18 protein-coding genes are annotated in these 25,303 nt (G+C 61.2%); 12 read left to right on the top strand and 6 right to left on the bottom strand.

All coding sequences use genetic code 11. From position 1 onward, the window contains the following. The first annotated feature begins 84 nt into the window (after nucleotides 1–84). Together ACZ5WW_RS02310 and ACZ5WW_RS02305 are read left to right on the top strand one after the other, a co-directional pair. Nucleotides 85–3,198, top strand: a complete 3,114-nt coding sequence (locus ACZ5WW_RS02310) for a PVC-type heme-binding CxxCH protein (RefSeq protein WP_377169661.1) — start codon at nucleotides 85–87, stop codon at nucleotides 3,196–3,198. A 121-nt stretch (nucleotides 3,199–3,319) separates the two neighbouring features. Beyond that, a complete protein-coding gene (locus ACZ5WW_RS02305; protein WP_377169659.1) occupies nucleotides 3,320–3,940 on the top strand; it encodes an LON peptidase substrate-binding domain-containing protein in 621 nt (206 codons plus the stop codon). Between the two features lie 36 nt (nucleotides 3,941–3,976). Here the strand turns inward: ACZ5WW_RS02305 and ACZ5WW_RS02300 are convergent, their stop codons facing one another. The 3 genes from ACZ5WW_RS02300 to hisA all read right to left on the bottom strand — a co-directional run bounded on the left by ACZ5WW_RS02300 (nucleotide 3,977) and on the right by hisA (nucleotide 6,814). After that, nucleotides 3,977–5,074: a DNA glycosylase AlkZ-like family protein gene (locus ACZ5WW_RS02300; RefSeq protein WP_377169657.1), complete on the bottom strand. Its 1,098-nt coding sequence runs from the start codon at nucleotides 5,072–5,074 to the stop codon at nucleotides 3,977–3,979. Between the two features lie 104 nt (nucleotides 5,075–5,178). Next, nucleotides 5,179–5,979, bottom strand: a complete 801-nt coding sequence (locus ACZ5WW_RS02295) for a fumarylacetoacetate hydrolase family protein (RefSeq protein ID WP_377169655.1) — start codon at nucleotides 5,977–5,979, stop codon at nucleotides 5,179–5,181. Nucleotides 5,980–6,043: 64 nt separating this feature from the next. Next, complete coding sequence (gene hisA, locus ACZ5WW_RS02290; protein WP_377169652.1) at nucleotides 6,044–6,814, bottom strand: phosphoribosylformimino-5-aminoimidazole carboxamide ribotide isomerase; 771 nt, start codon at nucleotides 6,812–6,814, stop codon at nucleotides 6,044–6,046. Between the two features lie 314 nt (nucleotides 6,815–7,128). On the opposite strand from hisA, the gene leuA reads away from it, so the two are divergent. Together leuA and ACZ5WW_RS02280 are read left to right on the top strand one after the other, a co-directional pair. After that, nucleotides 7,129–8,793, top strand: a complete 1,665-nt coding sequence (leuA, locus tag ACZ5WW_RS02285; protein WP_377169649.1) for a 2-isopropylmalate synthase — start codon at nucleotides 7,129–7,131, stop codon at nucleotides 8,791–8,793. A gap of 133 nt (nucleotides 8,794–8,926) precedes the next feature. Further along, entirely contained in the window at nucleotides 8,927–9,520 is a 594-nt protein-coding gene (locus ACZ5WW_RS02280; protein ID WP_377169647.1) for an HAD family hydrolase, read from the top strand. Nucleotides 9,521–9,575: 55 nt separating this feature from the next. On the opposite strand, the gene rsmA is transcribed toward ACZ5WW_RS02280, so the two are convergent. Continuing rightward, on the bottom strand, nucleotides 9,576–10,919 hold the full coding sequence (rsmA, locus tag ACZ5WW_RS02275; RefSeq protein ID WP_377169645.1) for a 16S rRNA (adenine(1518)-N(6)/adenine(1519)-N(6))-dimethyltransferase RsmA: 1,344 nt from the start codon (nucleotides 10,917–10,919) through the stop codon (nucleotides 9,576–9,578). 73 nt (nucleotides 10,920–10,992) lie between these two features. Here rsmA and panD point away from each other — a divergent pair, with 73 nt between their 5' ends. The 8 genes from panD to ACZ5WW_RS02235 all read left to right on the top strand — a co-directional run bounded on the left by panD (nucleotide 10,993) and on the right by ACZ5WW_RS02235 (nucleotide 22,345). After that, nucleotides 10,993–11,364: an aspartate 1-decarboxylase gene (gene panD / locus ACZ5WW_RS02270; RefSeq protein ID WP_377169643.1), complete on the top strand. Its 372-nt coding sequence runs from the start codon at nucleotides 10,993–10,995 to the stop codon at nucleotides 11,362–11,364. 89 nt (nucleotides 11,365–11,453) lie between these two features. Next, on the top strand, nucleotides 11,454–14,513 hold the full coding sequence (locus ACZ5WW_RS02265) for a PVC-type heme-binding CxxCH protein (RefSeq protein ID WP_377169641.1): 3,060 nt from the start codon (nucleotides 11,454–11,456) through the stop codon (nucleotides 14,511–14,513). 66 nt (nucleotides 14,514–14,579) lie between these two features. Beyond that, a complete protein-coding gene (locus ACZ5WW_RS02260; protein WP_377169639.1) occupies nucleotides 14,580–15,494 on the top strand; it encodes a dihydrodipicolinate synthase family protein in 915 nt (304 codons plus the stop codon). 234 nt (nucleotides 15,495–15,728) lie between these two features. Next, the gene (locus ACZ5WW_RS02255; RefSeq protein ID WP_377169637.1) at nucleotides 15,729–16,622 is read left to right on the top strand and encodes a sugar phosphate isomerase/epimerase family protein; all 894 of its coding nucleotides are present in this window, start codon (nucleotides 15,729–15,731) and stop codon (nucleotides 16,620–16,622) included. 70 nt (nucleotides 16,623–16,692) lie between these two features. Then, nucleotides 16,693–17,490 (top strand): PIG-L deacetylase family protein, encoded by a 798-nt coding sequence (locus ACZ5WW_RS02250; RefSeq protein ID WP_377169635.1) that lies wholly within the window; start codon nucleotides 16,693–16,695, stop codon nucleotides 17,488–17,490. A 94-nt stretch (nucleotides 17,491–17,584) separates the two neighbouring features. After that, complete coding sequence (locus ACZ5WW_RS02245; protein WP_377169633.1) at nucleotides 17,585–18,019, top strand: NYN domain-containing protein; 435 nt, start codon at nucleotides 17,585–17,587, stop codon at nucleotides 18,017–18,019. Nucleotides 18,020–18,050: 31 nt separating this feature from the next. Continuing rightward, nucleotides 18,051–18,773 (top strand): tetratricopeptide repeat protein, encoded by a 723-nt coding sequence (locus ACZ5WW_RS02240; RefSeq protein ID WP_377169631.1) that lies wholly within the window; start codon nucleotides 18,051–18,053, stop codon nucleotides 18,771–18,773. After that, the gene (locus ACZ5WW_RS02235; RefSeq protein WP_377169629.1) at nucleotides 18,770–22,345 is read left to right on the top strand and encodes a hydantoinase B/oxoprolinase family protein; all 3,576 of its coding nucleotides are present in this window, start codon (nucleotides 18,770–18,772) and stop codon (nucleotides 22,343–22,345) included. Before ACZ5WW_RS02240 ends, ACZ5WW_RS02235 begins: the two co-directional genes overlap by 4 nt. A 123-nt stretch (nucleotides 22,346–22,468) precedes the next feature. Here the strand turns inward: ACZ5WW_RS02235 and ACZ5WW_RS02230 are convergent, their stop codons facing one another. Together ACZ5WW_RS02230 and ACZ5WW_RS02225 are read right to left on the bottom strand one after the other, a co-directional pair. Further along, complete coding sequence (locus ACZ5WW_RS02230; RefSeq protein ID WP_377169627.1) at nucleotides 22,469–23,821, bottom strand: pre-peptidase C-terminal domain-containing protein; 1,353 nt, start codon at nucleotides 23,819–23,821, stop codon at nucleotides 22,469–22,471. Nucleotides 23,822–23,952: 131 nt separating this feature from the next. Then, nucleotides 23,953–25,293, bottom strand: a complete 1,341-nt coding sequence (locus ACZ5WW_RS02225; RefSeq protein ID WP_377169625.1) for a DUF1501 domain-containing protein — start codon at nucleotides 25,291–25,293, stop codon at nucleotides 23,953–23,955. Nucleotides 25,294–25,303: the final 10 nt, after the last annotated feature.

Here is a 25,303-nt window from a genome sequence, read left to right as displayed (position 1 = left end):
TTTCCGCGCCACAAGCCAAAGTCGTTGCGCGCCGGGCAAAGTGGTCCAGAACTGCGGTTTCCGCCCGTATTTTACCTCCCAGCCATGACGTCCCGCCCTTTGATCCTCCTCGCACTGCTTGGCTCCGCCTCCTGTGCCCTGGCCGCCAGCCCTGTCTTTGAAAGTCCCAAGCTCACCACCGCCGCGAATTCGCCGCGTCTGGTCAAGGTGGACGCCTCTCTCAAAGGGGCGAAGGAGCTCTACCTCGTGGTCTCGGATGAGGATGGCATCAGCTGCGACTGGGCGGACTGGATCGAGCCAAAGCTCGTCATGGCGGACGGCAGCACGCAAGATCTGACTAAACTGAAGTGGAAAGCCGCCAGCCAGGGCTCCGGCGGCACGCGTGTGGGAAAATCGGCCATGGGAGCCGCGCTGCTGGTGGGTGGCAAGACGTATGACAATGGCATAGGCACGCATGCGCGCTCGGTGATCGCCTACGATCTGCCGAAGGGCGTGGTCGGCTTCACCGCGCAGGCGGCCATTGATGACGGCGGCATGGAGCGTGGCGGCAAGGCCAGCAATGCCTCGGTGAAATTTCAGGTCTATACCGAGACTCCGCCGAACGCCCCCAAGCCCACGCCCCCCATCGTCGATGACGGCAAGACTACCGTGCCCGCCGATCTCTTCAGCGTGCCTGAAGGCCTGGAAGTCACCGTCTGGGCCACCTCGCCCGATTTGTACAATCCCACCAACATCGACTTCGACGCGCAGGGCCGCCTGTGGGTGGCGGAAGGGGTGAACTACCGCAGCAAAGGCAGCCGCAGGCCGGAGGGAGATCGCATCGTGGTGCTCGAAGACACCACCGGCTCTGGTCGTGCGAACAAGAGCACCGTGTTTGTGCAGGAGCCCGCGCTGGCCGCTCCGCTGGGGGTGGCGGTGCTGGGCGGCAGGGTCGTCGTCTCACAGCCGCCCGACCTGCTCGTTTACACCGACGTGAATGGCGATGGCAAATTTGACCCGGCCGTGGACAAGCGCGATGTGCTGCTCACCGGCTTCGGCGGACGTCAGCATGACCACAGCCTGCACAGCGTCACCGCCGGACCCGACGGCCAGTGGTACTGGAATCAGGGCAACACGGGCGCAAAATTCACGGATCACTCCGGCAAGACCTTCCGCATGGGCAGCCCCTACATGATGCAGGAAATCGCTGGGCAGAAGAGCGACGACGGCCATGTGTGGATCGGCGGCTTTGGCGCGCGCATGAATCCTGATGGCACGGGTGTGACGATCATCGGTCACAACTACCGCAACAGCTACGAACAGACGATCACCTCCTTTGGCGATGTGTTTCAGAGCGACAACGACGACCCGCCTGCCTGCCGCGTGACCCCTGTGATGGAGGGCGGCAACGCGGGCTTTGCCTCCGCCGACGGCCTGCGCTCCTGGGGGGCGGACAAGCGTCCCGGCCAGGACACGCCCACCGCTGAGTGGCGTCAGGAAGACCCCGGCACCATGCCTGCCGGAGATGTGTATGGCGGCGGCTCGCCCACCGGCGTGGGTTTCTATGAGAACGGCGCGCTCGATAAAAAGTGGAACGGCCTCCTTCTCGCCTGCGAGGCGGGCAAGAACGTGGTCTTTGGCTACCTGCCAAAACCCGACGGTGCAGGCTGGAAGCTGGAGCGCTTTGACTTTATGACCTCCAACAAGGAGAAGGAATTTGCCGGCTCCGACTTCCTCGGCGGCAAGCCCACAGGCGAACTGAAGACCCGCTTCCGCCCCAGCGATGTGACCGTGGGACCCGACGGCGCGATCTATGTGGCTGACTGGTTCGACGCCCGCGTGGGCGGCCACGGCACGCTGGATGAACGCTACACGGGTACGATCTACCGCATCGCCCCGAAGGGTTTTGATTCCAAAGTGCCTGCGCTGAAGCTGGACACCACCGAGGGGCAGATCGCCGCACTGAAAAGCCCGGCACCCAATGTGCGCTACAACGGCTTCACCGCGCTGAAAGCCCAGGGCGCAAAGGCCGTGCCAGCCGTGGCCGCCTTGCTGAAAGATGACAATGCCTACATCGCCGCGCGCGCCGCATGGCTGCTCGCACAGATGGGAGAAGAAGGCGTGGCGCAGGTGAAGACCTGGCTCGATTCCAAAGACGAGGAGCAGCGCATGGTGGCCTACCGCGCCCTGCGTCGTGCGGGTGTGAATGTGCTCGGCATGGCCGCGAAGATGGTCGGCGATCCCTCCACCGCTGTGCGCCGTGAAGTGGCGCTGACACTGCGCGAAGTGCCTGCAAAGGAAAGCCTGCCGCTGCTGGTGAAGCTGGCGCAGCAGTTTGACGGCAAGGACCGCGCCTACCTCGAAGCCCTCGGTCTTGGCGCTGAAGGCAAGGAGGCTGAACTCTACGCTGCTGTTTGCAAGGACAAGCCCGCAGCATGGACCGATGCGCAGGCGTGGATTGCCTGGCGTCTGCACCCAACGAGTGCTGCGGAGGCCTTCAAGTCCCGCGCGCAGGATGGCGCACTCAGCGAAGAGCAGCGCAAGCTCATGCTCACCGGCCTGGCCTTTGTGAAAAGCCGCGAGGCCGCAGGCTCGATGATCGAACTGGCAAACACCAAGGACTTCCCGCTCAAGGAACTGGCCAAATGGTGGCTGCTCAACCGCAAGGGGAATGACTGGCAGGGCTACGATGTGGAGGGCGGCATGAAAGCGCTGGGTCTGTATGATCCTGCCAAAGTGAAACTCGTCGCTGTAGAGATGCCTCCTGAGATCAAGGACGCTACCAAGCTGCCCACCGGTGCGGAGATCGCCCAGCTGCCGGGAGATGCCAAGCGCGGCCAGACCGCCATCGCCGTGTGCTTCACCTGCCACAAGGTGGGTCAGGCGGGTGTGGAGTTCGGCCCTGACCTCAGCACCTTTGGCAAACAGCAGCCGAGCGAGGTCATCGCCCAGGCCATCGCGCATCCTTCTTCCGACATCTCCCACGGCTATGAAGGCAGCGAGATCAAGACGAAGGACGGCCTCACCATCACCGGCATGATCCTTTCCAGCGGAGATCCCGTCATGATCAAGTGCATGGGCGGCATGGTGCAGACAGTGCCCAAAGAGCGCATCGCCAGCGTGAAGAAGATGGATCGCTCCCTCATGTATCAGCCCCAGCAGCTCGGCCTCACTCCGCAGGCCATCAGCGACATCGTGGCATATTTGAAGAGCCTCTAAAGTGCTCGCGGGGCTTCAGTCCTCTCTGAAAGCCCCGCCTCTTTGCATGATTCGCTGGAATTGGGAAGTAAATCACAGAACCATGCGCCGACAGGGCACGTATCCGGTGTAAGCTTTCCCCATGGACATCTCGTCAAAATCATTCTCAGCCAAGGGTTTTGTGCTGCCGCAAGCGCTTCCCATGATTGTGCTCGACGATTGCTATCACTTCCCCGGCTGTCATCTTCCGTTGTTTATTTTTGAGGATCGCTACCGCCGCATGCTGGACCATGCGCTGCACACGGACCGCATGTTCTGCGTGGGGGTTTCCAACGGTGCAGATGAGGTGCTGCCCGTGACCACCGCCGGCCTGATCCGTGCCTCGGTGAAAAACCCGGACGGCACCTCGCAGGTCATGCTTTACGGCATCTGCCGCGTGCGCATCACCGGCTGGGAGCAGAAGACGCCCTTTCGCATCGCGCATGTGGAGCCCGTGCTCACCCAGCATGCCCCCCTCAAGGTCCTTCGAGAGCTGAAATCCCGCGCCCTGGACCTCCTGCCGCCGCCCACGGACGACAGCTGCGAAAACATGTGCCAGATGCGTCACGAGCTGGAGGAAATGGACGAGGCGGAGGCTGTCTGCGACATCATCGCTTTCCACTTCGTGCGCAAAAAAAACGTCCTGCGGGCGCTGCTGGAAGAATGCTGTCCCAAACGCCGCTACGAATTGCTCATTCGTGAACTCGAAAAGGCGCAGGGCTGAAGCACTCCTGAGCTTGAGTTCGCTTTCTGGATTTGATCAGCGTGCCGTAAAAAACTGCGCCATGCGCTGCAGCTCTTCATCCAGCGCGCTGCGGAACTCCGCACCGCCCGGTGCCTTTCCTGCCGCGTAGCCAAAGACCGGCTCCAACCGGCCTTCCCGTACGGACACGTTGGCCCAGCCGATGACATGCCCGCGCCAGAGCATCGGCAGCGCGTAGTAGCCGAACTGGCGCTGTGCTGGCGGCGTGTAGGCTTCGAACTTGTACCTCCACCCCCACAGCAGCTCGAAGCGGCGACGGTCCCAGACCACGGGATCAAAGGGGGAGAGCAAGCGTAATCGTTCGTCCACGGTGTAGCGGTGCGAGCGCGGGTTCTCATCGGCGGGCCAGTACCAAGTGGTTCCGTTGATGCAGCAGCTCGCCAGTTGCCCACGATCCACCCGAAGCGCCTCCCGTATCTGGGACGACAGATGCGGCGCGCCGTAGCGGAGCAGCCGCACCAGGTAGGTCAGGCTGGCAGCAGGCAGGGGCGCATACTTGCGCACCACCAGATCGATCAATGCGGCCGCACGCTGTGTGCCCCCCTCAGGGCTGTCATCGGAGGGTGGATGCGACACCGCCTCATAGACCCGGATGCCGCTATCGCGCCGCCTCACTCGCAGCAGTCCGCGATAGTGCATGCCGTCGAGCAGATGCGTGCTGGCGTTGCTCGAACCACCCCAGTAATTCTTGACGCGCCCGTGGGCAAAGTGCTCTTCGACCTCGCGCGGATGGACTGCGCCGCGCTCGTGCACGAAGGCTAGAATGTCGGCGGCCTTGCGCGCATTCTCGGCGTCCCAAGGCCGGGCAGCTTGGCGCGGATGCATTAGCGCCAGGTGCTCGCGTGGCAGGAACCCATAGTTGATCAGGCAGTCTTCCTCGATCGCAAGACTCTCATACCGGCGCTCCAGGTCGCCCACGCGGTAGTCCTTGACGCGGTGGCGTAGAGTCAGGTCCTGCGCCCGTGCCGGGGCGCGGATCGGATCCGCCTGCACAAAACCCAGGCGCTGAATGGCTCCCAGCAGCGTGGTCGGCGTGAACAGGCTGCGTGCCACAGCGTAGCGCCGCAGGTCGTCGAGGCTCGGTTCAGCAGGCATGGGAAACTTGAAACATGGGGAACAGTCGTTTGAGCAGCAGTTGAGGTGATATTGGGCCCAAGCAGAAAGGCTCGTTCCCTCTGTCATCCGTCATTCTGATTTCATCATTCACTCTTAACCGGATTCGTCAGCGTGCCGATCTTGTCGATTTCCACGCTCACTGTATCGCCATCCTTCATGAAAACCGGCGGCGTGCGGGCCATGCCCACACCGTGCGGCGTGCCGGTCAGGATCACGGTGCCCGGCATCAGTGTGGTGCTGCCGCTAAGGAATTCGATCAGCGTCGGCACGTCAAAGATCATGTCATTGGTGTTCCAGTCCTGCATCGTCTGACCATTGAGCACAGTTTTGATGCCCAGACTGTTCGGATTGGAAATCTCGTCTGCCGTCACCAGCACAGGGCCCAGCGGGCAGAAGGTGTCAAAGGACTTGCCCCGGCACCACTGGCCACCGCCGCCGTGTTTCTGCCAGTCACGGGCGCTCACGTCATTGCCGCAGGTGTAGCCCAGGACGTAGTTGAGCGCGTCGGCCTTGCTCACATTCTTTGCCTTCTTGCCAATAACCACGGCCAGCTCTGCCTCGTAGTCCACCTTGTCGCTCTTGAGCTTCGTCGGCAGCAGGATCGGCTCGCCGGGGTGCTGCACCACATTGGGCAGCTTCATGAAGACCACGGGATGTTTTGGCAGCTCCGCCTTCGTCTCCTCCGCGTGCTTCTTGTAATTAAGCCCGATGCAGATGATCGCAAACGGCTGCACCGGTGCGAGCAGCTTTGCCACCTCTGCCTTGCGGTCTGTCACTTGATGCTCGCCGAAGATGTCCCCCTCAATCACCAGCGCCGAGCCATCGGCCTGCTGTGCTGCGTGAGCGATGTTTCCCTGCGAGTCGGAGTAGCGGATGATTTTCATGGGGGAATAGTGCGCGCAATCCTGCCCGCGAACAGAGCTTTCTCAACGGGCAAGATTGCCGGTGCTACCCCTGTCTTCGATTCCACGCCACCAGCTCCTCATACTTCGCCCCCGTGCCGCCAAACAAATCCAGCGCACTGCCCACGGTGCCGTCCACTCGGCCATGGCTCAGCTCGTCGATGCGCTTCAAATCATCCAAGTGCCGGATGCCGCCTGCGTAGGTCATGGGGATGGGCGAGTGCTCGCCGAGAAAACGCACCAGAGCCTCATCAATGCCCTCACACTTACCCTCCACATCCACAGCGTGGATCAAAAACTCCGCGCACTGTCCTGCCAGAAAACGCAACGACTCCGGCGTGACCTCCAGCGTGGTGAGCGTCTGCCAGCGGTTCATCGCCACCGTCCAGCCCGTGGACGTCGTCTTGCAGCTCAGGTCGATGACCAGCCGGTCCTTGCCCGCGGCTGCCACCATGGCATCCAGCTTCGCCTGGTTAAAAGTGCCTTCCGCTTCAAACAGGTAGCTCGTCACGATCACATGGCTGGCTCCCGCCTCCAGGTACTCTGCCGCATTCTCCGGGCGAATGCCACCGCCGACTTGCAAGCCGCCGGGATAGGCCCCCGTCGCCGCCTTGGCCGCCGCCTCATTCCCCTTCCCCAGCAGGATCACATGCCCGCCCTTGAGATCGTCACGTTTGTAAAGCTCGCCATACCAGGCTGCATCGCGATCGCTGACAAAATTCGTCTTCAGCCCCGAGCCATCATCCCGCAAGGATGAGCCGACGATCTGTTTGACGCGGCCATCGTGGAGATCAATGCAGGGGCGGAACTGGGTCATGAGGTGGATGGTAGATTTTCCTCATCCTCCTACTCCGAGTCTTCGTTCCTTCAAGGCAGGATCTCACCATTAGCCCCTGTTGTCCGACCGCTCCCTCTTGACTACTCTCCCTTCCCTGCTTTGATACTCAAACCATGACCATGCCCGCCAAGGCTCTCCTTCTTCTCTCCCTGCGACTTACGCTAGGGTAGGCGGCCCGTGTTTCCTCGTCATGCCCTCTTTGCCGTCACGTCGCGGCTGTTACCCCTCAGGTCAGGAAAATCCATCCTGCGCAAGCCTGAAATCTCGCTAATCCTTTCTATTCTGTTTTTGTCATGTTGAAGAATCCGTCCTCCAAGTACCAGCCCTTTCCGCTGGTCTCCATCCCAAACCGTCAGTGGCCCAGCCGCCATCTGACCCACGCGCCCATCTGGTGCAGCGTTGATCTGCGCGATGGCAACCAGGCGCTCGCCGTGCCGATGAATGTCTCGCAGAAACTCGACATGTTTGATGCGCTGGTGCAATGCGGCTTCAAGGAAATCGAAGTCGGCTTTCCCTCCGCCTCCAACACGGAGTTTCAGTTCAACCGCCGCCTCATCGAGGAAAAGCGCATCCCTGAGGATGTGACCATTCAGTGCTTGGTGCAGGCGCGCGAGGATTTGATCGAGAAGACCGTGGAGAGCCTGATCGGTGCCAAGCAGGTCGTCATCCACATGTACAACTCCACCTCGCCTGCGCAGCGCAAATATGTGTTTGGCAAGAGCAAGGAGGAGATCATCGCCGTGGCCGTCAAAGGTGCGCAGATGATCAAGGACCGTCTGCACCGCCTGACTGCTGGTGGCACGAAGGTGACGCTGCAGTACTCCCCCGAGAGCTTCAGCGCCACGGAAGTGGAGTTTGCCAAGGAGATCAGCGAGGCCGTGATGGACGTGTGGCAGCCCACGCCGGAGAACAAGATGATTCTGAACCTGCCGGACACCGTGGAAGTCGCCATGCCCAACGTGTATGCCGACCAGATCGAATGGATCTGCACCAACATCAAAAACCGCGAGAGCCTCATCATCAGCCTGCACACGCACAATGACCGTGGCACCGGCACCGCCGCCACAGAGCTGGGCCTGCTGGCCGGGGCCGACCGCGTGGAAGGCACCCTGTTTGGCAATGGCGAGCGCACCGGCAATCTGGACATCGTGCAGGTGGCCATGAACCTCTACATGCACGGCATCTCACCCGGCCTGGACTTCAGCGACATGAACGGGCTGATCCGCATGTATGAGCGCACTACCGGCATGACCGTGCCTCCCCGCCAGCCCTACGCAGGCGAGCTGGTTTTCACCGCCTTCAGCGGGAGCCATCAGGATGCGATCAAGAAGGGGCTGGCTGGCTATGAGCAGCACAAGTCCATCTGGGACGTGCCTTACCTCACAATCGACCCCGAGGACATCGGTCGCGAGTACCGCGAGGTCATCCGCGTTAATTCGCAGAGCGGCAAGGGTGGTGTGGCCTACCTGCTGGAGAGCGAATTCGGCATCGAACTGCCCAAGGACATGCAGCGCGAATTTGGTCCCCTGGCCAACGACATCGTGGACAAGCTGGGCCGCGAAGTCACCGCCGCCGAGCTCAAGGACATGTTCTGGAAGGAATACATCGAGCGCGAGACCCCCTACTCCCTGCACCATTTCCATGCCGATGGAGTGGACGGTGTCTTCACCTGCCGCTGCAGCCTTGTCATCAACGGCCAGGAGCGCGGCATTGCCGGCAAAGGCAACGGCCCCATCGCGGCCTTTGCCCAGGCGTTGATCCAAGACGCCGGAGCGCCAGCCTTCGAAGTGGCCACCTACCGCGAGCAGAGCCTCAGCTCCGGCACAGAGGCCAGCGCCCTCGCCTTCATCCAGATCAAAACCGCCAATGGCAAGACCATCTGGGGTGCGGGTGTGGATACCAATATCGAGCTCGCCTCCATCAAGGCGGTGCTGAGTGCGGTGAACCGTGCGGCGTAAAAGGTAGTCGAGAGCTTTAGCTCGTGTCTGGATTCTGGGAGCTCGCGGAGCTACCTCCCAAACGAGCTAAAGCTCAGCACTACTTTTGGTTGCCCCAGGCTCTTGGGTGCGGTTTATGAAGACACGCGCTCCCATGTCCCTGCAAATCCCCGACTACCCCTTTCAAGCTTACATCTTCGACTGCGACGGCACCCTCGTTGATTCGATGCCGCTGCACTACATCGCGTGGGTGGAGGCGCTGAAGCAGCATGATGCGCCGTATGAGTTCACCGAGGAAGAATTCTATGCGCACGCGGGCATGAAGGAGCAGGATGTGGTGAAGCTGCTGAACGCGAAGCATGGTGCCAATGTCGACCCAGTGAGCGTGGATGAGCTGAAGATGGAGATCTTCGCCCGACGCATCCCCGAAGTGCAGGCGGTGCGTCCGGTCGCGGAGTTTGCGCGCTCCCTCGAAGGACGCTTCCCCATGGCCGTGGCCTCCGGCAGCGAGGAATCCACCGTGCGTGGCTGCCTGACCGCCACCGGTCTCATCGACCTCTTTCCCATCATCATCACCCCAAAAAAGGTGAAGCACGGCAAACCCGCGCCCGACATGTTTCTCCTGGCCGCCGAGCAGATGGGCATCGCCCCCAGCGAGTGTCTTGTTCTAGAGGATGGCAACAGCGGCATCCGCGCCGCCGAGGCAGCGGGCATGCAGTGGGTGTTTGTGCCGCCGACGTTGAGGTAATGCGGACAATCCTGTCCGCATCCAGAGCCCTCTCACTCGGTCTGGATTGCCCGAGCTACTTACGCCACGCCTTCCAGCACGTCACAAACCCTTTGGCAAAATCCTGCGGCCGGGCTGCCACCCATGCGTCGATGTCTTCGGGCTTGAACCATTCGCCGGTGGCGATCTCCTCGGGGAGACAGCGCACGGGGCCGTCGTGATGGGCGAGGCGGAGCTCGACGAATTCGTGGTCGGTATTGTCTCCTGCGGGGATCTGGGCGGCCAGTTCGGTGGACGGCACATGAATGCCGATCTCCTCGCCAAGCTCGCGCACCGCGGCGGTGGCATAGTCTTCTCCGGCGTCCAGATGACCTGCGGCGCTGCTGTCCCACTTCAACGGAGACACATCCTTCAGATGTGAGCGCTGCTGCAGGTAGATATGCCCGCGCTTATTGATGACGAAGATGTGAACGGCACGATGCAGCAGCTTGCGCTTGTGCACCTCACCACGGGTGAGCTGGCCGACCACTTCGTCGCGCTCATTCACCACATCAAACATCTCGCTGGCCTTCTGGCCTGCATCGGCCTCATGGCGGTTCTCGTAGTGGCGGGCGATTTGAATCCACTGCGCCAGAGACAGCGCCTCGGCACGCACGGTGGTAGAGACGTTGAGCGTCTGCACCAGCGCCTCCCAGCCGCCGGGAGCCTCGGGCAGCAGGTTTTTGAGCTGCTTGCGCCGCTGGGAGAAGCCCATGCGCACCAGGCGGTCGAAAAGCACGTGGTCAAACACCGGGAGCGTGGCGGGATCTCGCGGTGTCAGGCGGATGATGGCGCTATCCACCTTTGGCTTCGGATTGAAGACCTCCGGCGGCACCACGCGCAGCATCTCCACATTCCAGTCCTTTTGCACCAGCAGGCTCAGAGCACCATAGGCATCGTCCTCGCAGGTGGCGGCCAGGCGGTCGCACACTTCCTTTTGCAGCATGAAGACAGCGCAACTCACGGGAGTGGGCGGCGTGAGCCAGTGCTTCAGAATTTCTCCGCCGACGGAATAAGGCAGATTCCCGACGAGCTTCAGAGGCCCATGCCGGAACCAAGGACGAAGATCGATGCGGGTGGCATCGTTGTGAATGACCTCCACATCGCCGCGCCCTTCAAACTGGCCTTGGAGTTCCGGGCCGAGCTGGGCGTCTTTTTCGATGAGGATGAGCTTCTTGGGACGGCCCACGAGGTGCTTGGTCAGCGCCCCCATGCCGGGGCCGATCTCCACCACGAGGTCCGCGCCGTCCGGCTGCACCTGATCGCCGATCCAGCGGGAGATCTCCTCATCCTGGAGGAAGTTCTGCCCCATGCTCTTGCGCGGGGTGAAGTTCTGGCGTGCGGGGGCGGATTCGGAGCGGCGTTGGTCGCGGTATCTCATCGCCGCATCATCCACCGTTCTGGCGATCCATCAAACCAATCCATATCGCGGCAGCCAATACTTGACCCCCGGCGTGAATGACGCAATCTGGAGAGTGCTCAGAACCCTCCTCAAATCCAAGCTTCACCGCGCCGCCATCACCGATGCCAACATCGCCTATGAAGGCAGCATCACCATTCCCACAGACCTCATGGAAAAAGCCGACCTGTGGAACGGCGAGAAAGTGCTGGTGACCTCGATCACCAACGGCGCCCGCTTGGAAACGTATGTCATTCCCGGACCCAGCGGCTCAGGCCAGATCATCGTCAACGGTGCCGCCGCCCATCTCATCAACACCGGCCACCGCGTCACCATCATGGCCTGGGGCGAAAGCGAGAATCCCATCATCCCCAAGCGTCTGCTGCTCAATGAGCGCAACGAGGTGGTGAATGACACGGTGCTTTGATGCGTGAGACGGGCTTGCCTGTCACAAGAATACCACCATGGGCGACTTTCGGCTTTTGATGTCGCCGGAGGGACCCGTATGATCTGGGCATGACCCAGACCGCCGCCTGCTCTCTCACGCTGCTGCTAGCCTTCAGTGCCTCGCTTTTCGCCCAGGCAGACGGCATCAAGACCAAGACCACCTATGCCAAGGCCTACGGTGAAACCAAGAATGCCGTGGCCGTGGACCCTGCCAAGGATCTGCCGCGCTACCCCGCCGTGGAGCCCAAAGATGCCATCGGCACGTGGCAGGTGAAAAAGGGCTTCAAGCTCCAATTGACCGCCAATGAGCCGCAGGTGCGCAGCCCCATCGCCGTTTGCTATGACGAAAACGGTCGCATGTTTGTGTGCGAAATGATCGACTACAGCGAGATGCGCGATGTGACTCCGCACCTGGGCCGCATCTCCATGCTGGAGGACAAGGACGGCGACGGCCACTTTGAAACAAGCACCGTCTTTGCCGATGACCTCCCCTGGCCTACCGGCCTAGTATGGGCCAATGGCGGCCTGTTTGTGGGGGCCACGCCTGACATCTGGCGCTTTGAGGACAAAGACGGAGATGGCAAGGCCGAGGTACGCGAAAAGGTCTTCACCGGCTTTGGCACCGGCTTAAAAATCCTCAACGTCCAGGGCCTCATGAACAGCTTTCAGTGGGGGCAGGACAACCGCATCCACATCCTCGCAGGTGGTGGAAATCGTGGTGTCATCACCTGCCTCAAGCGGCCCGATGACAAAGGCATCGAGCTCGGCGGCAAGGACTTCTGGTTTGATCCCATCACGCTGGAGTTTGGTCTGGAAGGCGGCGGCGCGCAGTATGGCATGAGCTTTGACAACTACGGCCGCAAGTTTGGCTGCTCCAACAGCGACCACCTCCAATACTGGGTTTATGATGACAAATACGCCGGCCGCAATCCCTACTACCCCATGCCGCCAGCCAAGCAGAGCATCGCAGCGGATGGAGGTGCGGCGGAAGTGTTTCGTCTCAGCCCCGACGAGCCCTGGCGCATCATCCGCACGCGCTGGCGCATCGCCGGGGTGGTGAAGGGCGCGGTGGAAGGCGGCGGCCGAGTGAGCGGCTACTTCACCGGAGCCACCGGCACCACCATCTATCGCGGCGATGCGTATGGGGCTGACTTCGTGAACAACAGCTTCAGTGGCGACGCAGGCGGCCAGCTCGTGCACCGCAAGCTTATCAAGCCCAGCGCAGACGGCATCAGCCTCGTCGGCGAGCGCCCTGCCGACGAGCACGGCTTTGAGTTTGCCGCCAGCAAAGACACCTGGGTGCGCGTGGTGAATTTTGCCAACGCGCCCGACGGCTGCCTGCACATCTGCGACATGTATCGCGAAGTCATCGAGCACCCTTGGAGCATCCCGGACGAGATCAAGAAATACATCGACCTCAACAGTGGCAACGACCGCGGTCGCATCTACCGCATCGTGCCGGAGAAAGGTGCCGAACGCATCGGCCAAAAAGTGGGGCTGGGAAAAGCCGGCATCGAAGAGCTGGTGAAGACGCTGGGCCACCCCAACGGCTGGCACCGCGACACCGCTCAGCGACTGCTCTACGAGCGTAAGGACAAGGCGGCAGTGCCTATGCTGGAGAAGGTGCTAAGTGGAGACAATGCACTGGCGAAGCTGCATGCGCTGGGGTCGCTGAAAGGCTTGGGAGCTTTGAATGAAGGGCACATCCTTTCAGCTTTGAAGGATGCCAACCTTGCTGTGGCGGAACGCGCCTGCATACTCGCGGAATCGGAGCTTGGCCTACATTCCAAGGCTGCCGACGAAATCGTGCCTCTCATGCTCAAACTGACCGGGAAGGAGACAGCTCCGCGCACACGTTATCAGGCAATGCTCAGCCTTGGCAGCGTGGGGCACCAAAGCTACGGCACGAATCCGGATGCTCTGGATGCCAGCATTGAGACCGCTTTTGCAGAAACAATGCAGGATGATGCGCTAAGGAGCTCCAAGAGCTGGGTTTCGACTGTCGCGGGGGCGCGTCCGCTCATCGCACAGCATACATTGATGCTGATGCTGAAAAAGGACGCCTCCAAAGCGCCACCTGCCCTGATCGAAGCAGTGGCCTCTATGAAACTTGATCCCGCCGATCTCAGCACGCTGATCACCGCCGTCAGCAGCCTGCCTTCCAAAGCCCTTGCAGGCGCGATCCAGCCTCTCGCCAGCGGTTTGAAGCGTGCCGGCACCAGCCTTGAGAAAGTGGATGCAGAGCACAAACTCTCCGCCGTCTTTACCAAAGCGGCTGTGACTGCAGGCGATGCCAGCGCTTCTGAATCAGCACGTCTGGAAGCTATTGAGCTTCTAGGTCTCACCTCCTCCAAGGAAGCCGCCGATGCTTTGATTCAGTGCCTGGCCAAAGGACAGCCGGACGTCGTGCAGGCGGCTGCGGTGCGCACGCTGGCGCAGAGCGGTTCGTCCGCCGTGACTCAGTCTTTGCTCTCAGCATGGTCCGCCTATGGCCCGAAGGCCAAAGAAGCGGCTCTCGATTCCCTTCTCTCCCGCGAAGACCGTGCATTGGCACTGCTGGAATCCGGCGTGGTGAAGCCGCAGGAATACTCCGCCTCGCAGGTGCAGGCGCTGCTCAAGCACAAGTCCGCCAAGGTGGCAGCAGCGGCCAAAACGGCGCTGGCTGAGGTGATCCCGCCTTCTCGCGAGGAGGTCACGGCCAAGTTCAAGCCCGCCATCGCGGCCAAGGGGGATGTAACCAAAGGACAGGCGCAATACATGGCACGCTGCATGGCCTGCCACCGTGCCGGAACACTCGGTTTGCAGGTTGGCCCGGATTTGATTACGGTAAAAACTAAGGGTCGCGAGGCTCTTCTTACGGCAATCCTTGAACCTCATAAGGAGGTTGCATCTCAGTTTATTGCTTATACCTTCAACACCAGGGATGGCCAGACCATGGTCGGTATTATTACAAATGACACAGCGTCGAGTGTGACCATCAAGATGATGGGCGGCATGGAAAAGACCCTCCAGCGTTCGGAAATCAAGGGCAGCAGCTCCAGCGGGCAGAGCCTGATGCCCGAAGGCCTGGAGACCGGCATGAGTGTGAATGACATGGCCGATTTACTTAGCTTCATCGAGGGACAATAAACATCCCTTAAAACTGATCCTGTTTTACTTTGCAGCCGCCGTTGTCTGCGCTCCTTTGGTGTCTGCATGAAGACCACCCCTGTCACCTTTGAAGATCTCCAATCCTCCGTCATCGCCGTGCCACCGCTGTGCCGGAACAAAGATCTGTCCCTGGCCAAATCGCAGAACAGCCGCCTGATCAAGCACATGTACAAAGGCGGCATCCGCACGCTGCTTTATGGGGGAAACGCCAACCTCTACAACATCGCCCCGAGTGAGTACCATGCGCTGCTGAAGATGCTGGTGGACATTTCCCCGGACGACATGTGGGTCGTGCCTTCGGTGGGCCCGATGTATGGCACAGCAATGGATCAGGCCAAGATTCTCCGTGAATTCGCCTTCCCCACGGCGATGCTTCTGCCCACGCTCTTCCCTTCCAAGCCCGCAGGGGTGGCCACGGCCATCCGCCATTTTGTGGAAAAGTCCGGCATCAAGGCCGTGCTCTACATCAAGGACGGCGCCTACATCACCCCTGAACTCGCCGCCGAACTCGTGAACGACGGCCTCATCTCCTGGATCAAGTACGCCATTGTGGAGCCTGACCCGAAGAAGGACCCCTACCTCAAGAAGCTGATCAAGCTGGTGGACCCCAAGATGATCGTCAGCGGCATCGGCGAGCAGCCGGCCATCATTCACCTGCGTGACTTCGGCGTCACCGGCTTCACCGCTGGCTGCGTGTGCATCGCCCCAAGCCGCTCCACAGCCATGCTGCAGGCCATCCTCAGGAAAGACTGGGACACTGCTGAGAAGATCCGCGCTGAGTTCGTCGCGCTGGAAGATCTGCGCAATGCCCACAGCCCGATCCTGGTGCTGCATCACGCCGTCGAACTGGCCGGTGTGGCGCAGACCGGCCCCGTTCTGCCGCTGCTCACCGAGCTTCCGTCCAATCTTCTCACGAAGATCGAGAAGGCTGCAAAGGCGCTGCTGGCCAAGAACGACTGATGTGGGTCTCGCCTCACAGCGCCGCCACGATTGTGCCGACAGCTGTGCGCCACCTGACAACAGCGAACTGAAATTTCAGCAGGCTGGAAGCGGTCATGCCTTTGGCCGTTTTCAGCCTGGATTTCTTTCATCTGCAGACGACTCAGGAGTGCGCATTAGTCCCTGACAAACGCCGCAACGTTTGTATTGACGGTTTGTGACAGCACAGGTCATACACATGCGTATTCTCACGCCATGACCTCACGCCGTCGCTTCATCAAATCTCTCTCCACCACCGCTCTTTTCGCCGCCTCGGGTAGCATCTCTGCCCAGGAAGCCGCCAAGCCAGCCCGCAAGCTGCGCAAGGCCATCATGGGCGGCACTCTGGGTTTCAAAGGCACGCTGGTGGAAAAATACAAGGCGGCCAAAGAGGCTGGATACGAGGGGGTCGAGCCCGCCGGAGGCATGAACCAGCAGGAGGTGATCGACGCCCTTGGCCAGTCCGGCCTGCAGGCGGCCAGCGTGTGCTGCCACACGCACTGGAAGCAGACGCTCACCCATGATGATCCCAAGGTTCGTGAAGAAGGACTGCAGGGCGTGCTGACCACGCTGCGTGACGCCAAGGCCTACGGCACCGACTCCATCCTCGTGGTGCCGGGCGTGGTGAGCGAAACCGTGCCCTACGATGTGGCGTGGGAGCGCTCCATCACCGAAATCAAGAAGGCTGTGCCACTGGCCAAGGAACTGGGCGTCAAGATTTCCATCGAGAACGTCTGGAACAATTTCATCCTCAGCCCGCTGGAAGCCGTGCGCTACCTCGACGAGGTGGGAGATCCCATCGTGGGCTGGCACTTCGACATCGGCAATGTGCTGCGCTACGGCTGGCCGGAGCAGTGGATCAAGGTGCTGGGCAAACGAATCAACCGCATCCATGTCAAAGAGTACAGCACCAAGAAGATGAAGGAAGAGGGCGTGTGGAAGGGCTTTGATTGCGACCTCACCGAAGGCGACAACAACTGGCCCGCCATCATGAAAGCCCTCGACACCGCAGGCTACACCGGCTGGGCCATCAGCGAGCAGCGCGGCGGCATCAATTCCGGAGGCCTCAAAATGCTGACGGAGCGCATGGACAAGATTTTCGCGATGTAAGTCCGATCATCATTCACTCACGCGACACCCTGCGTTTCCAGAACGAGCTAAAGCTCTCAACTACTTTTTCATGCCTTCCGCCCTCGCCATCTTCGCCCATCCTGACGACATTGAATTCGTCGCTGCCGGAACCCTGCTGCAACTGCAGGCCCGCGGCTGGGACATTCATTACATCAATCTCTGCACCGGCAACGGCGGCTCGGTGCAGATGGATGGTCCCACCACCACCCAGAAGCGCCTCGCAGAAGCCCAGGAGGCGGCGCGCATCCTGGGGGCCACGTTTTATCCGCCCATCTGCGACGATCTGGAGCTGACGTATTCCGTCCCCTACCTGCGCAAAGTCGCCGCCGTGGTGCGCATGGCCAGACCGAGCATCGTGCTCACACACGCGCCCGCAGACTACATGGAGGACCACATGCAAGCCTGCCGTCTGGCGGTCACAGCGGCATTTTCCCACTGCATCCCCAATTTTCAGACAGATCCCCATCTGCCCTCCTATGCCCACGATGTGACGGTTTACCACGCCATGCCGCATGGCCTGTGCGATCCCCTGCGCCAGAAGCTCATGGCAGGCCAGTATGTGGACACCACCAGCGTGCATGCCCGCAAGCGTGAATCCCTCGCCGCCCACGAAAGCCAGAAGCACTGGCTGGACGTGAGCCAGGGCATGGACTCCTATCTCATCAGCATGGACGAGGCCTCCCGTGCCGTCGGCAGGCTCTCCGGCAAATTTGAATACGCTGAAGGCTGGCGCAGACACCTGCACCTGGGCTTCAGCGCCAAGGAGATCGACCCTCTCAAGGAAGCCCTTGGCGACCTCTGCCTCATCAATGAGGAGTATGAGAAGGCGAAAGCCGTGCCGGTTTGATGTGGGAGTTCAAGTTCAAGGTTTAAAGCTTCAAGTTGCCGGAGGCTCGCTCCCAGCTTGAAACTTTGAGCTTTGGCCCTTTAACTTCAGCATCATGCCCGCCCCGCTGACGTATCTGCTTGTGGACGGCCACAGCGTCATTCACGCGTGGCCCGAGCTCAGGCGTGAGCACCGGGTGGCCTCCCGGCGACATCTTGCCCGCACGGAGCTGCTCAAGCGCCTGAGAAATCTCCAGGACATGAGCGGGATGCAGGTGGTGGTGGTCTTTGACGGCGCCAGGCAGGGCACCAATGAGGAGCGCGAGCCTCAGGGGCTGCAGATCATTTATGCAGACCCCGGCACCACGGCGGACACCATCATCGAACGGCTAGTGGCCAGATATGGCAAGGAGCGCCCTATGAGGGTGGTTTCCGCCGACGGCATGGTTCGTGAAACAATTCTGTCACTTGGAGCCGAGTGGATCAGCCCCGAAATCCTGCGTGGCATGTGTGACAGCGCTGAAACCAACATGCGTGCCCGCCTTGCCTGAATCCGAATCACACTCTAACATCCCCTCCTTCATGAGACTGCTTCACACCTTCCTGTTTTTGACGCTCGGCATCGCTTCAGCCATGGCACAGGCGGCGAAGGCCGCAGCCCAGCCGCAGGCCTCCGAGGAGGTCAAGAAACTGCTGCTGGAGGCCCGTGAAATGCGCGTAAAGCAGCGCTACACCGATGCCCTGGAAAAACTGGACGCTGCGGAAAAGCTAAATCCCAATGTGGCCGACATCTACGCACTGCGTGGAGACATCTATCTGGCACCACGGCGCCGGGATTTTGACCTCGCACTGCCCCAGTTTGAAAAAGCGGCGCAGCTCCAGCCAGACAGTCCGCTGCCCAAGTTCAATCTGGCTGAATACCACTTTGTGAAGCATGAATTTGGTACGGCGCTGCAATCATTTACCAAACTGATCGCCGACTACCCCAAGCTGCCCATGGTCATCCGCCATCTCGTTCATTACAAGCGAGTGCTGTGTGAGATCAAGCTGGGACATCGCCAGGCCGCCGACCAGATCATCGCGGAGAATTTTACCTTCATGGACGACACGCCTGCCTACTATTTCTGCAAGGCGGCCATCGCCTTTGACGCAGGAGATCCCAACAAGGGCAACGAATGGGTGAAACGTGGCGTGGCCGCTTTCAAAGCACCCAATTGCGAACCCTACTACGACGCCTTTAAAGAGCTGCGCTGGGTGCCTGACCTTGATTTCGCAGCGCCCAAGGATGCCCCCAAACAGCCGTGAAATGGCGCATCGCAGCAGACACCGGCGGAACGTTCACCGATTGCCACGCACTCGATCCTCAAGGGCATGAGTCGCGCTGCAAGGTGCTTTCCACCGGACATCTGCGCGCCGTTGCAGAACGTGGGGTAAACACTCAGCTCCATCTTTCCGGCCTGCCTGCCCTTCCGCCGGGACTGCTCGTTGGCTTCAGCATCCTCGATGCAGGTGGCTTGGCTACGCGAATCATCACTGCTTTCGACCACAGCACCGGCGAGGTAACGCTGGATGCCCCGTCCCCCTGGCCGGCGGGCACACTGCTGGAGCTTTCCACGGGTGAAGAGGCGCCGGTGCTCGGTGCCCGTATTCTGACCAACACGCCGCCGGGCCAGCAGTTTCCACCGCTGGATCTCCGCATCGCCACCACACGAGCCACCAATGCGCTGCTGGAGCACAAAGGCGGACGCATCGCCCTCTTCATCACGCAAGGCTTCGGAGACCTCCTGCAGATCGGCGACCAACGCCGTGGCGATCTTTTCGCGCTGAGACACGTGCCTCGCGTGCTATTCCACGAAGCTGTCTGTGAGGTGCCGGAGAGGGTCAGCATTGCTGGTGAGGTGATTCTGCCGCTCGATGAAAGCTGTGTGCGTGCCGCCGCACAGGATTGCCTTGCCAGAGGCATCTCCACGGCCTCCATTTCGCTGCTGCATGGGCATGCACATCCACAGCATGAGCTGCGTGTGGCCTCCATTTTGCGTGAGTGTGGGTTCACCCATCTGACGCTTTCTCATCAGACCGCCGCCTTTGCCAAGCTGCTGCCCCGTACGCAGAGCACTGTGGCGGACGCCTATCTGCATGCTCCGGTGCAGTCCTTCCTCAATGGCATCCGCAGGGTCTCGCCAGACATGCAGGTGATGACGAGCGCAGGCGGGCTCAAGACCGCCGAGGACATCCGGCCCAAGGACATGCTGCTCAGCGGGCCTGCGGGTGGCGCCATCGGTGCGGCGAATGCCGCACGACGCGTGGGCATCTCCAAGATCATCACGCTCGACATGGGCGGCACCAGCACGGACGTGGCGCGCATCGACTCCCGGCCGGGCTACCGCTTTTCTCAAAACGTGGCGGGCATGCAGCTCCTGGCCCCCTGTGTGGCCATTGAGACGGTGGCCGCTGGCGGGGGCTCGATCTGCCACCTAACACACCATGGTCTGGCAGTGGGGCCGCAAAGCGCTGGCTCAACCCCAGGCCCCGCCTGCTATGGCAAGGGCGGCCCGCTGACCATCACGGACGTGAACCTGCTGCTCGGCCGCTTTGACCCGGCGCGCGCTCCCATCCCTCTGGATATGGATGCGGCACGGCGTCGCCTCAGCGAACTGCATGCACAAATCGGCAGCACGGGTACCGAGACCGAGCTGCTGCACTCGCTGCTGCGCCTGGCCGTGGAGCACATGACCGATGCCATCCGCCGCATTTCCATAGGCGAAGGCTACGCCCCCGCCGAGCACGCGCTGCTTGCCTTTGGCGGCGCGGGCCCGCAGCATGCCTGTGCCGTGGCCGAGGCGCTGGGCATCCAGACAATCCTCGTCCCAGAACATGCCGGCATCCTCAGCGCCGTCGGTTTGCAGGAAGCGGTGCAGGAGCGGATCCTTGAAAAGGAAATCCGCCAGCCACTGGAGGCCGCGCTGACAGTCCTGACTGCCGAGCTTGCAGCCATGCCTCCGGGTGAGCGCACTCAGATCGCCGAGCTGCGGCTCAAAGGCCAGGACACGCCGCTGCAGGTGGAGTTCAACGATCCCGCCGATCTGCCGCAGCTTTACGCATGCGTGTATGAGCGCCTGTTTGGCTACCCGCCGCCGGCCGGTCGCATGATTGAGGTGGTGAGCCTCCGCATTATCGTGAGAGAGCCTCAGGCGACGGCATCTGCGGCTGCTCTGAACGCCGAGACGCTCGATCCCACGCCCGCGCTGATTCAGGATGCCTTCAGCACCATCGTCATCGCGCCGGGATGGACGGCGGAAAAGGTCGCCGGCTTTGGCCATGTGCTGCGCTCTGCCCGTGTGGTGGGTGCAGCCCCCGCGCTCGAGCGCGACCTGCTGCGCCACCGCTTCCACTCCATCGTCAGCGACATGGGTGCCCTGCTCTGCCGCACCGCCATCTCCACCAACATCCGCGAGCGGCTGGATTTCTCCTGCGCCCTGCTGGATCCCCACGGCCGTCTGCTTTCCAGCGCCCCGCACATCCCCGTGCATCTAGGGGCGCTGGGCGTGTGCGTGCGTGAGGTGACCAAGGCCGTGCCCATGCTGCCAGGAGATACCATCATCACCAATCATCCTGCGTATGGCGGCTCACATCTGCCGGATGTGACGCTCATCACCCCCGTGCACGATACGCGGCACCGGCTGATCGGTTACATTGCCAATCGGGCGCATCATGCCGAGATCGGCGGCATCACACCCGGCTCCATGCCTGCCACAGCCACACGGCTGATCGAGGAGGGCGTGGTCATCGCACCGCAGCACCTGATCCGTGGTGGAGCCTCCTGTTTTGATGACATCAGCACCCTGCTGACCACCGCAGCATATCCTACCCGCAATCTGGCCGACAACATCGCCGACCTGCACGCCCAGCTGGCCGCCAACCTGCATGGAGCAGAGCGGCTGCGTGCTCTGGCAGATGATTCACTGCAAGGCCTCATGCAGGGCATCCTGAATCACTCCGCCGCGGTCATGCGCACCCAGATTGCCCGGCTGCCTGACTCGATCTCCGCACAGGAGAGTCTGGACGATGGCTCGGTCATCGCCGTGACGATGCGCAAGGGCTCCGGCAAACTCATGCTTGATTTCACCGGCACCTCGGGAGTGCATCCGCGAAATCTGAACGCCACCACCGCCATCGTGCGCAGCGCCGTGCTGTATGTGATGCGCCTCATGCTGCAGGAGGACCTGCCGCTGAACGAGGGCCTGACAGAGCCGGTGGAAATCCGCTGCTCCGAATCGCTTCTCAATCCCACCTTCACCGGCGTTGCCGCGCTCGATCCCGCCGTGGTGGGCGGCAATGTGGAGGTAAGCCAGCGACTGGTCGATACGCTCATCAAGGCGCTGGGCCTGCAGGCATGCAGCCAGGGCACGATGAACAACTTCCTCTTTGGCGGAGCCGGCTTTGGCTACTACGAAACGATCGCCGGGGGTGCTGGTGCGGGCCATGGTTACCACGGTGCCCATGCGCTGCACACGCACATGACAAACACCGCCATCACCGACCCCGAAATCATCGAGCAGCGCTATCCTGTACGCCTGCGCCAGTTTGCCATCCGGCGTGGTTCCGGGGGTGCTGGAGAATGGCGCGGAGGAGATGGAGTGATCCGCGAGTTTGAGTTTCTGCAGCCGCTCACCGTCAGCCTGCTGACCCAGCACCGCGTGGAGGCTCCCTTTGGTCTGCATGGCGGCTCTGCCGGAAAATGCGGGCGTCAGACTCTGGTGCGTGGCGGCACCTCCACATCGCTGGAGGGTTGCACGTCGTTTGATGTGGAGGCTGGAGATCGCGTGATCATGGAAACGCCGGGCGGTGGTGGATGGGGCAAACGTTCTGGGGTTTGAGGTGCGACAGGCACTCTCGTCGGTCAGCGTTCACGACACGCCCAACGCCTTAAACGCGATGAATACTCGTGTTCCCTGGATGTGGCGAAAGCGCTGATCGACGGACAGGAGTGTCCATCGTACTTAAGGCTTCTTGGCCACCAGCGTCAGCCAGGGATGGTCATCGGTCATGATGAGCAGATCTCCGCGAGGCTCGGTGAATGGGATGGCGTAGGTGGCCTTGAGTGTTTCCACGGCATCCCGTGCGCTGGTGGTGATCTCCACCGCAAAGGGGGCCTGGCTGGCGACGGCTTCGGGAGTGGCTTTGAGGGTGAGCTTCACCTCTCCGCCTTTTGCTGGAATATCCACACTCTCTGCGGTGACACCCGCAGGCAGATTGACCGCCTGGGCCTTGATCTTGCCTGTGTAGATGCCGCTGGGTTTCACAGTGAGCTTCACCTCCACGGACTTGCCCGCTTCGAGGCGGTAGGCATGGGTGTCGAGCGTGGCGGTGAGACTGGGCTTGAAGGGGGCGACGGTCAGCTCATAGCCATGCTCTGCGCTGCCGTGATGGAAGCGGTCGGCGACGACCAGCTTGTACTCGCCATCGCCTGGGGCTTTCCAGCGCAGCGTCGGGTCAAGAACTTCCTTGTCGCTGTCATCCGCCTGCTGCAGCACCTTGCCGGCAGAGTCTTCAATCCGCAGTGCGGCATCCAGCTCACTGTTGTGCAGGCTTTGGGCGCGTACGCGCAGCTGAAGGTCATCGCCTTTCTTGGCATTGAAAGTGTAAGTGTCTTCCTCTCCATTCTTGCTGATGCAGCCATTGACCGTGGCGGGCAATGTCAGGGTCTTGAGCTCGTTCGCTGCGACGGCAGGCTTGGGCTCGTCGGTGACCGTGAGGCGATACACGTGATTGGCGCTGCCTTTGAAGCTCACATCCGCCGCAGGAGGATGGGCAAAAGAAAAAAGCTGCACATACAGCGTGGCGTCGGCTGCAGGGGTGTATTCGATGCGTGGATCGAGATTGTGCGTGTCATGCCCTGCGGCGATCTCCACGCCCTTGTCGTTCAGCAGGCGCATGGCGGGGTCCATGGGAGAGCCAAGTGCGTAGCCATGCAGCTCCAGACGCATGTTTTTTCCCTGCTTTGCCTGGATGGCATAGGTGTCCACATCTCCGGCCTTTTCCAGCACGCCGTTGAAGGTCACGTTCATCTTTGCTGCAGACTGCCGGGCGTCGGCCAGTGTGTCGTTGGGTTCCTTTTCTGTGAGCTCTTCGTACTTGCCCACCTCCACGATGCGCGGCGGCGAGGCGTCGCTCTCATTGTAAAGCCGAACCAGGCAGGGGCCCGGCACAGCCTCCTTGGCAATGCTGAGGAAGAACTTCATCGGCTTGTCGCCACCCAGTACCACCACATGCGGACTGCTGCTCCAGGCAAGAACCCCTTCCTTTTCCAACCCTTTGCCGACAGCTTTCGCCTCCACGCGTGTGCCGATCATGCCGCCCGCAGGAAAGATGCTGTCAAAGGCAGGCGGTGCAGCCGCCAAAGGTGAGGAGCAAAGAGTGACGAATGCCAGAACATGCCAGCCATTCGTCACCCGATGTTTTTCGTTCTTCGTTTTCCGCCGCATCACGCAAAAAGCTCACGGATGGGGCGGCCGCCATTGATCAGCTGCACTGGGCGACCACTGCCAGCGTGAAGCACCTGATGCGGATCAATTCCGAGCTTGGTGTAAAGCGTGACAGCAAAATCTTCCGGCGAGTAGATGTTATCACTGGCGTAGTAGCCCTTGGGGTCGGTGGCACCTACGATGCCGCCGCGCGGGACTCCTGCACCAGCGAAGAGGATGTTCATGGCGCCAGGCCAATGATCGCGACCGGAGTCCTTGTTGATCTTGGGCGTGCGACCAAATTCCCCCAGAGCAACGACCAGCGTGCTTTCCAGCAGGCCACGACGGTCAAGATCGGTAATGAGCCCGGCGAGTCCCTGGTCAAACTTTTGCATGAACTCACCTTTGCAGGTCTTGAAAACGTCGCGGTGGTGGTCCCAGCCGCCGTAGTTCACGGTGACGAAAGGCACGCCAACTTCCACGAGACGCCGTGCCAGGAGCATGCGCTGCCCCAGATCGTTACGGCCGTAGAGATCACGCGTTTTATCGTCCTCCATAGAGATGTCAAACGCCTCCTGGGCCGGCTTCGAGGCGATCAGATCGACTGCCTGACCGTAGAAGGTGTCAAAACTCACCGCCGGATCTTCCGCAAGGGCGCTGTTCAGGCGCTTCATTCGGTCCAGGGAGTGGCGCAGCTCACGACGAGCCAGGCCGCGTGCATCACTGATGTCAGAGGGCAGCACCACATCACGCACCTTGAAGCCCTTCGCGTTGGGATCGCCACCGGCGACGAAAGGCGCATGCTCCGCACCGAGGAAATTGGGGCCACCGCTGCGGGTGATGCTGGGCAGGGTCATGTAGGCAGGCAGGCCGTTTTTCACGCCGCGCTTGTAGCTGACCACACTGCCGAAGGAAGGATGAAAGGTGACAAACGCACCACAGCCCACGGGCACAGGCGTGGGGGCGCCCGTCATCATGTAGTGATTTCCGCCGCCGTGGTTCGGGTCTTTGTGCGTCACACTGCGCAGCACGGTGAATTTGTCAGCCGCTTTGGCCAGATGCGGGACGCTCTCGGAGAAATGCACGCCCGGCACGCTGGTGCGGATGGTGCCCAGTTCACCACGGATCTCGCTCGGTGCGTTCGGCTTGGGGTCAAACATCTCGTAATGCGAAGGGCCGCCATCCAGCCACACCAGAATGCAGTTTACAGGGCGCGACAGCGACGGCTGCGGAGCCTGCGCCGCCATGGCACGTGCACGCAGCATATCTGTAAATCCCAGCCCACCACCTGCGGCGGTGAGGCCAAGTTTCAGAAAGTCACGCCGCATGTGACCGGCGCAGTTGTGTGTGAATCGAGACATTCGTGTTGGG

It is taken from the genome of Prosthecobacter fluviatilis, assembly GCF_055388355.1.
Note: the sequence above shows the minus strand (reverse complement) of the source record. Positions and strands in the feature narration are given on the sequence as shown.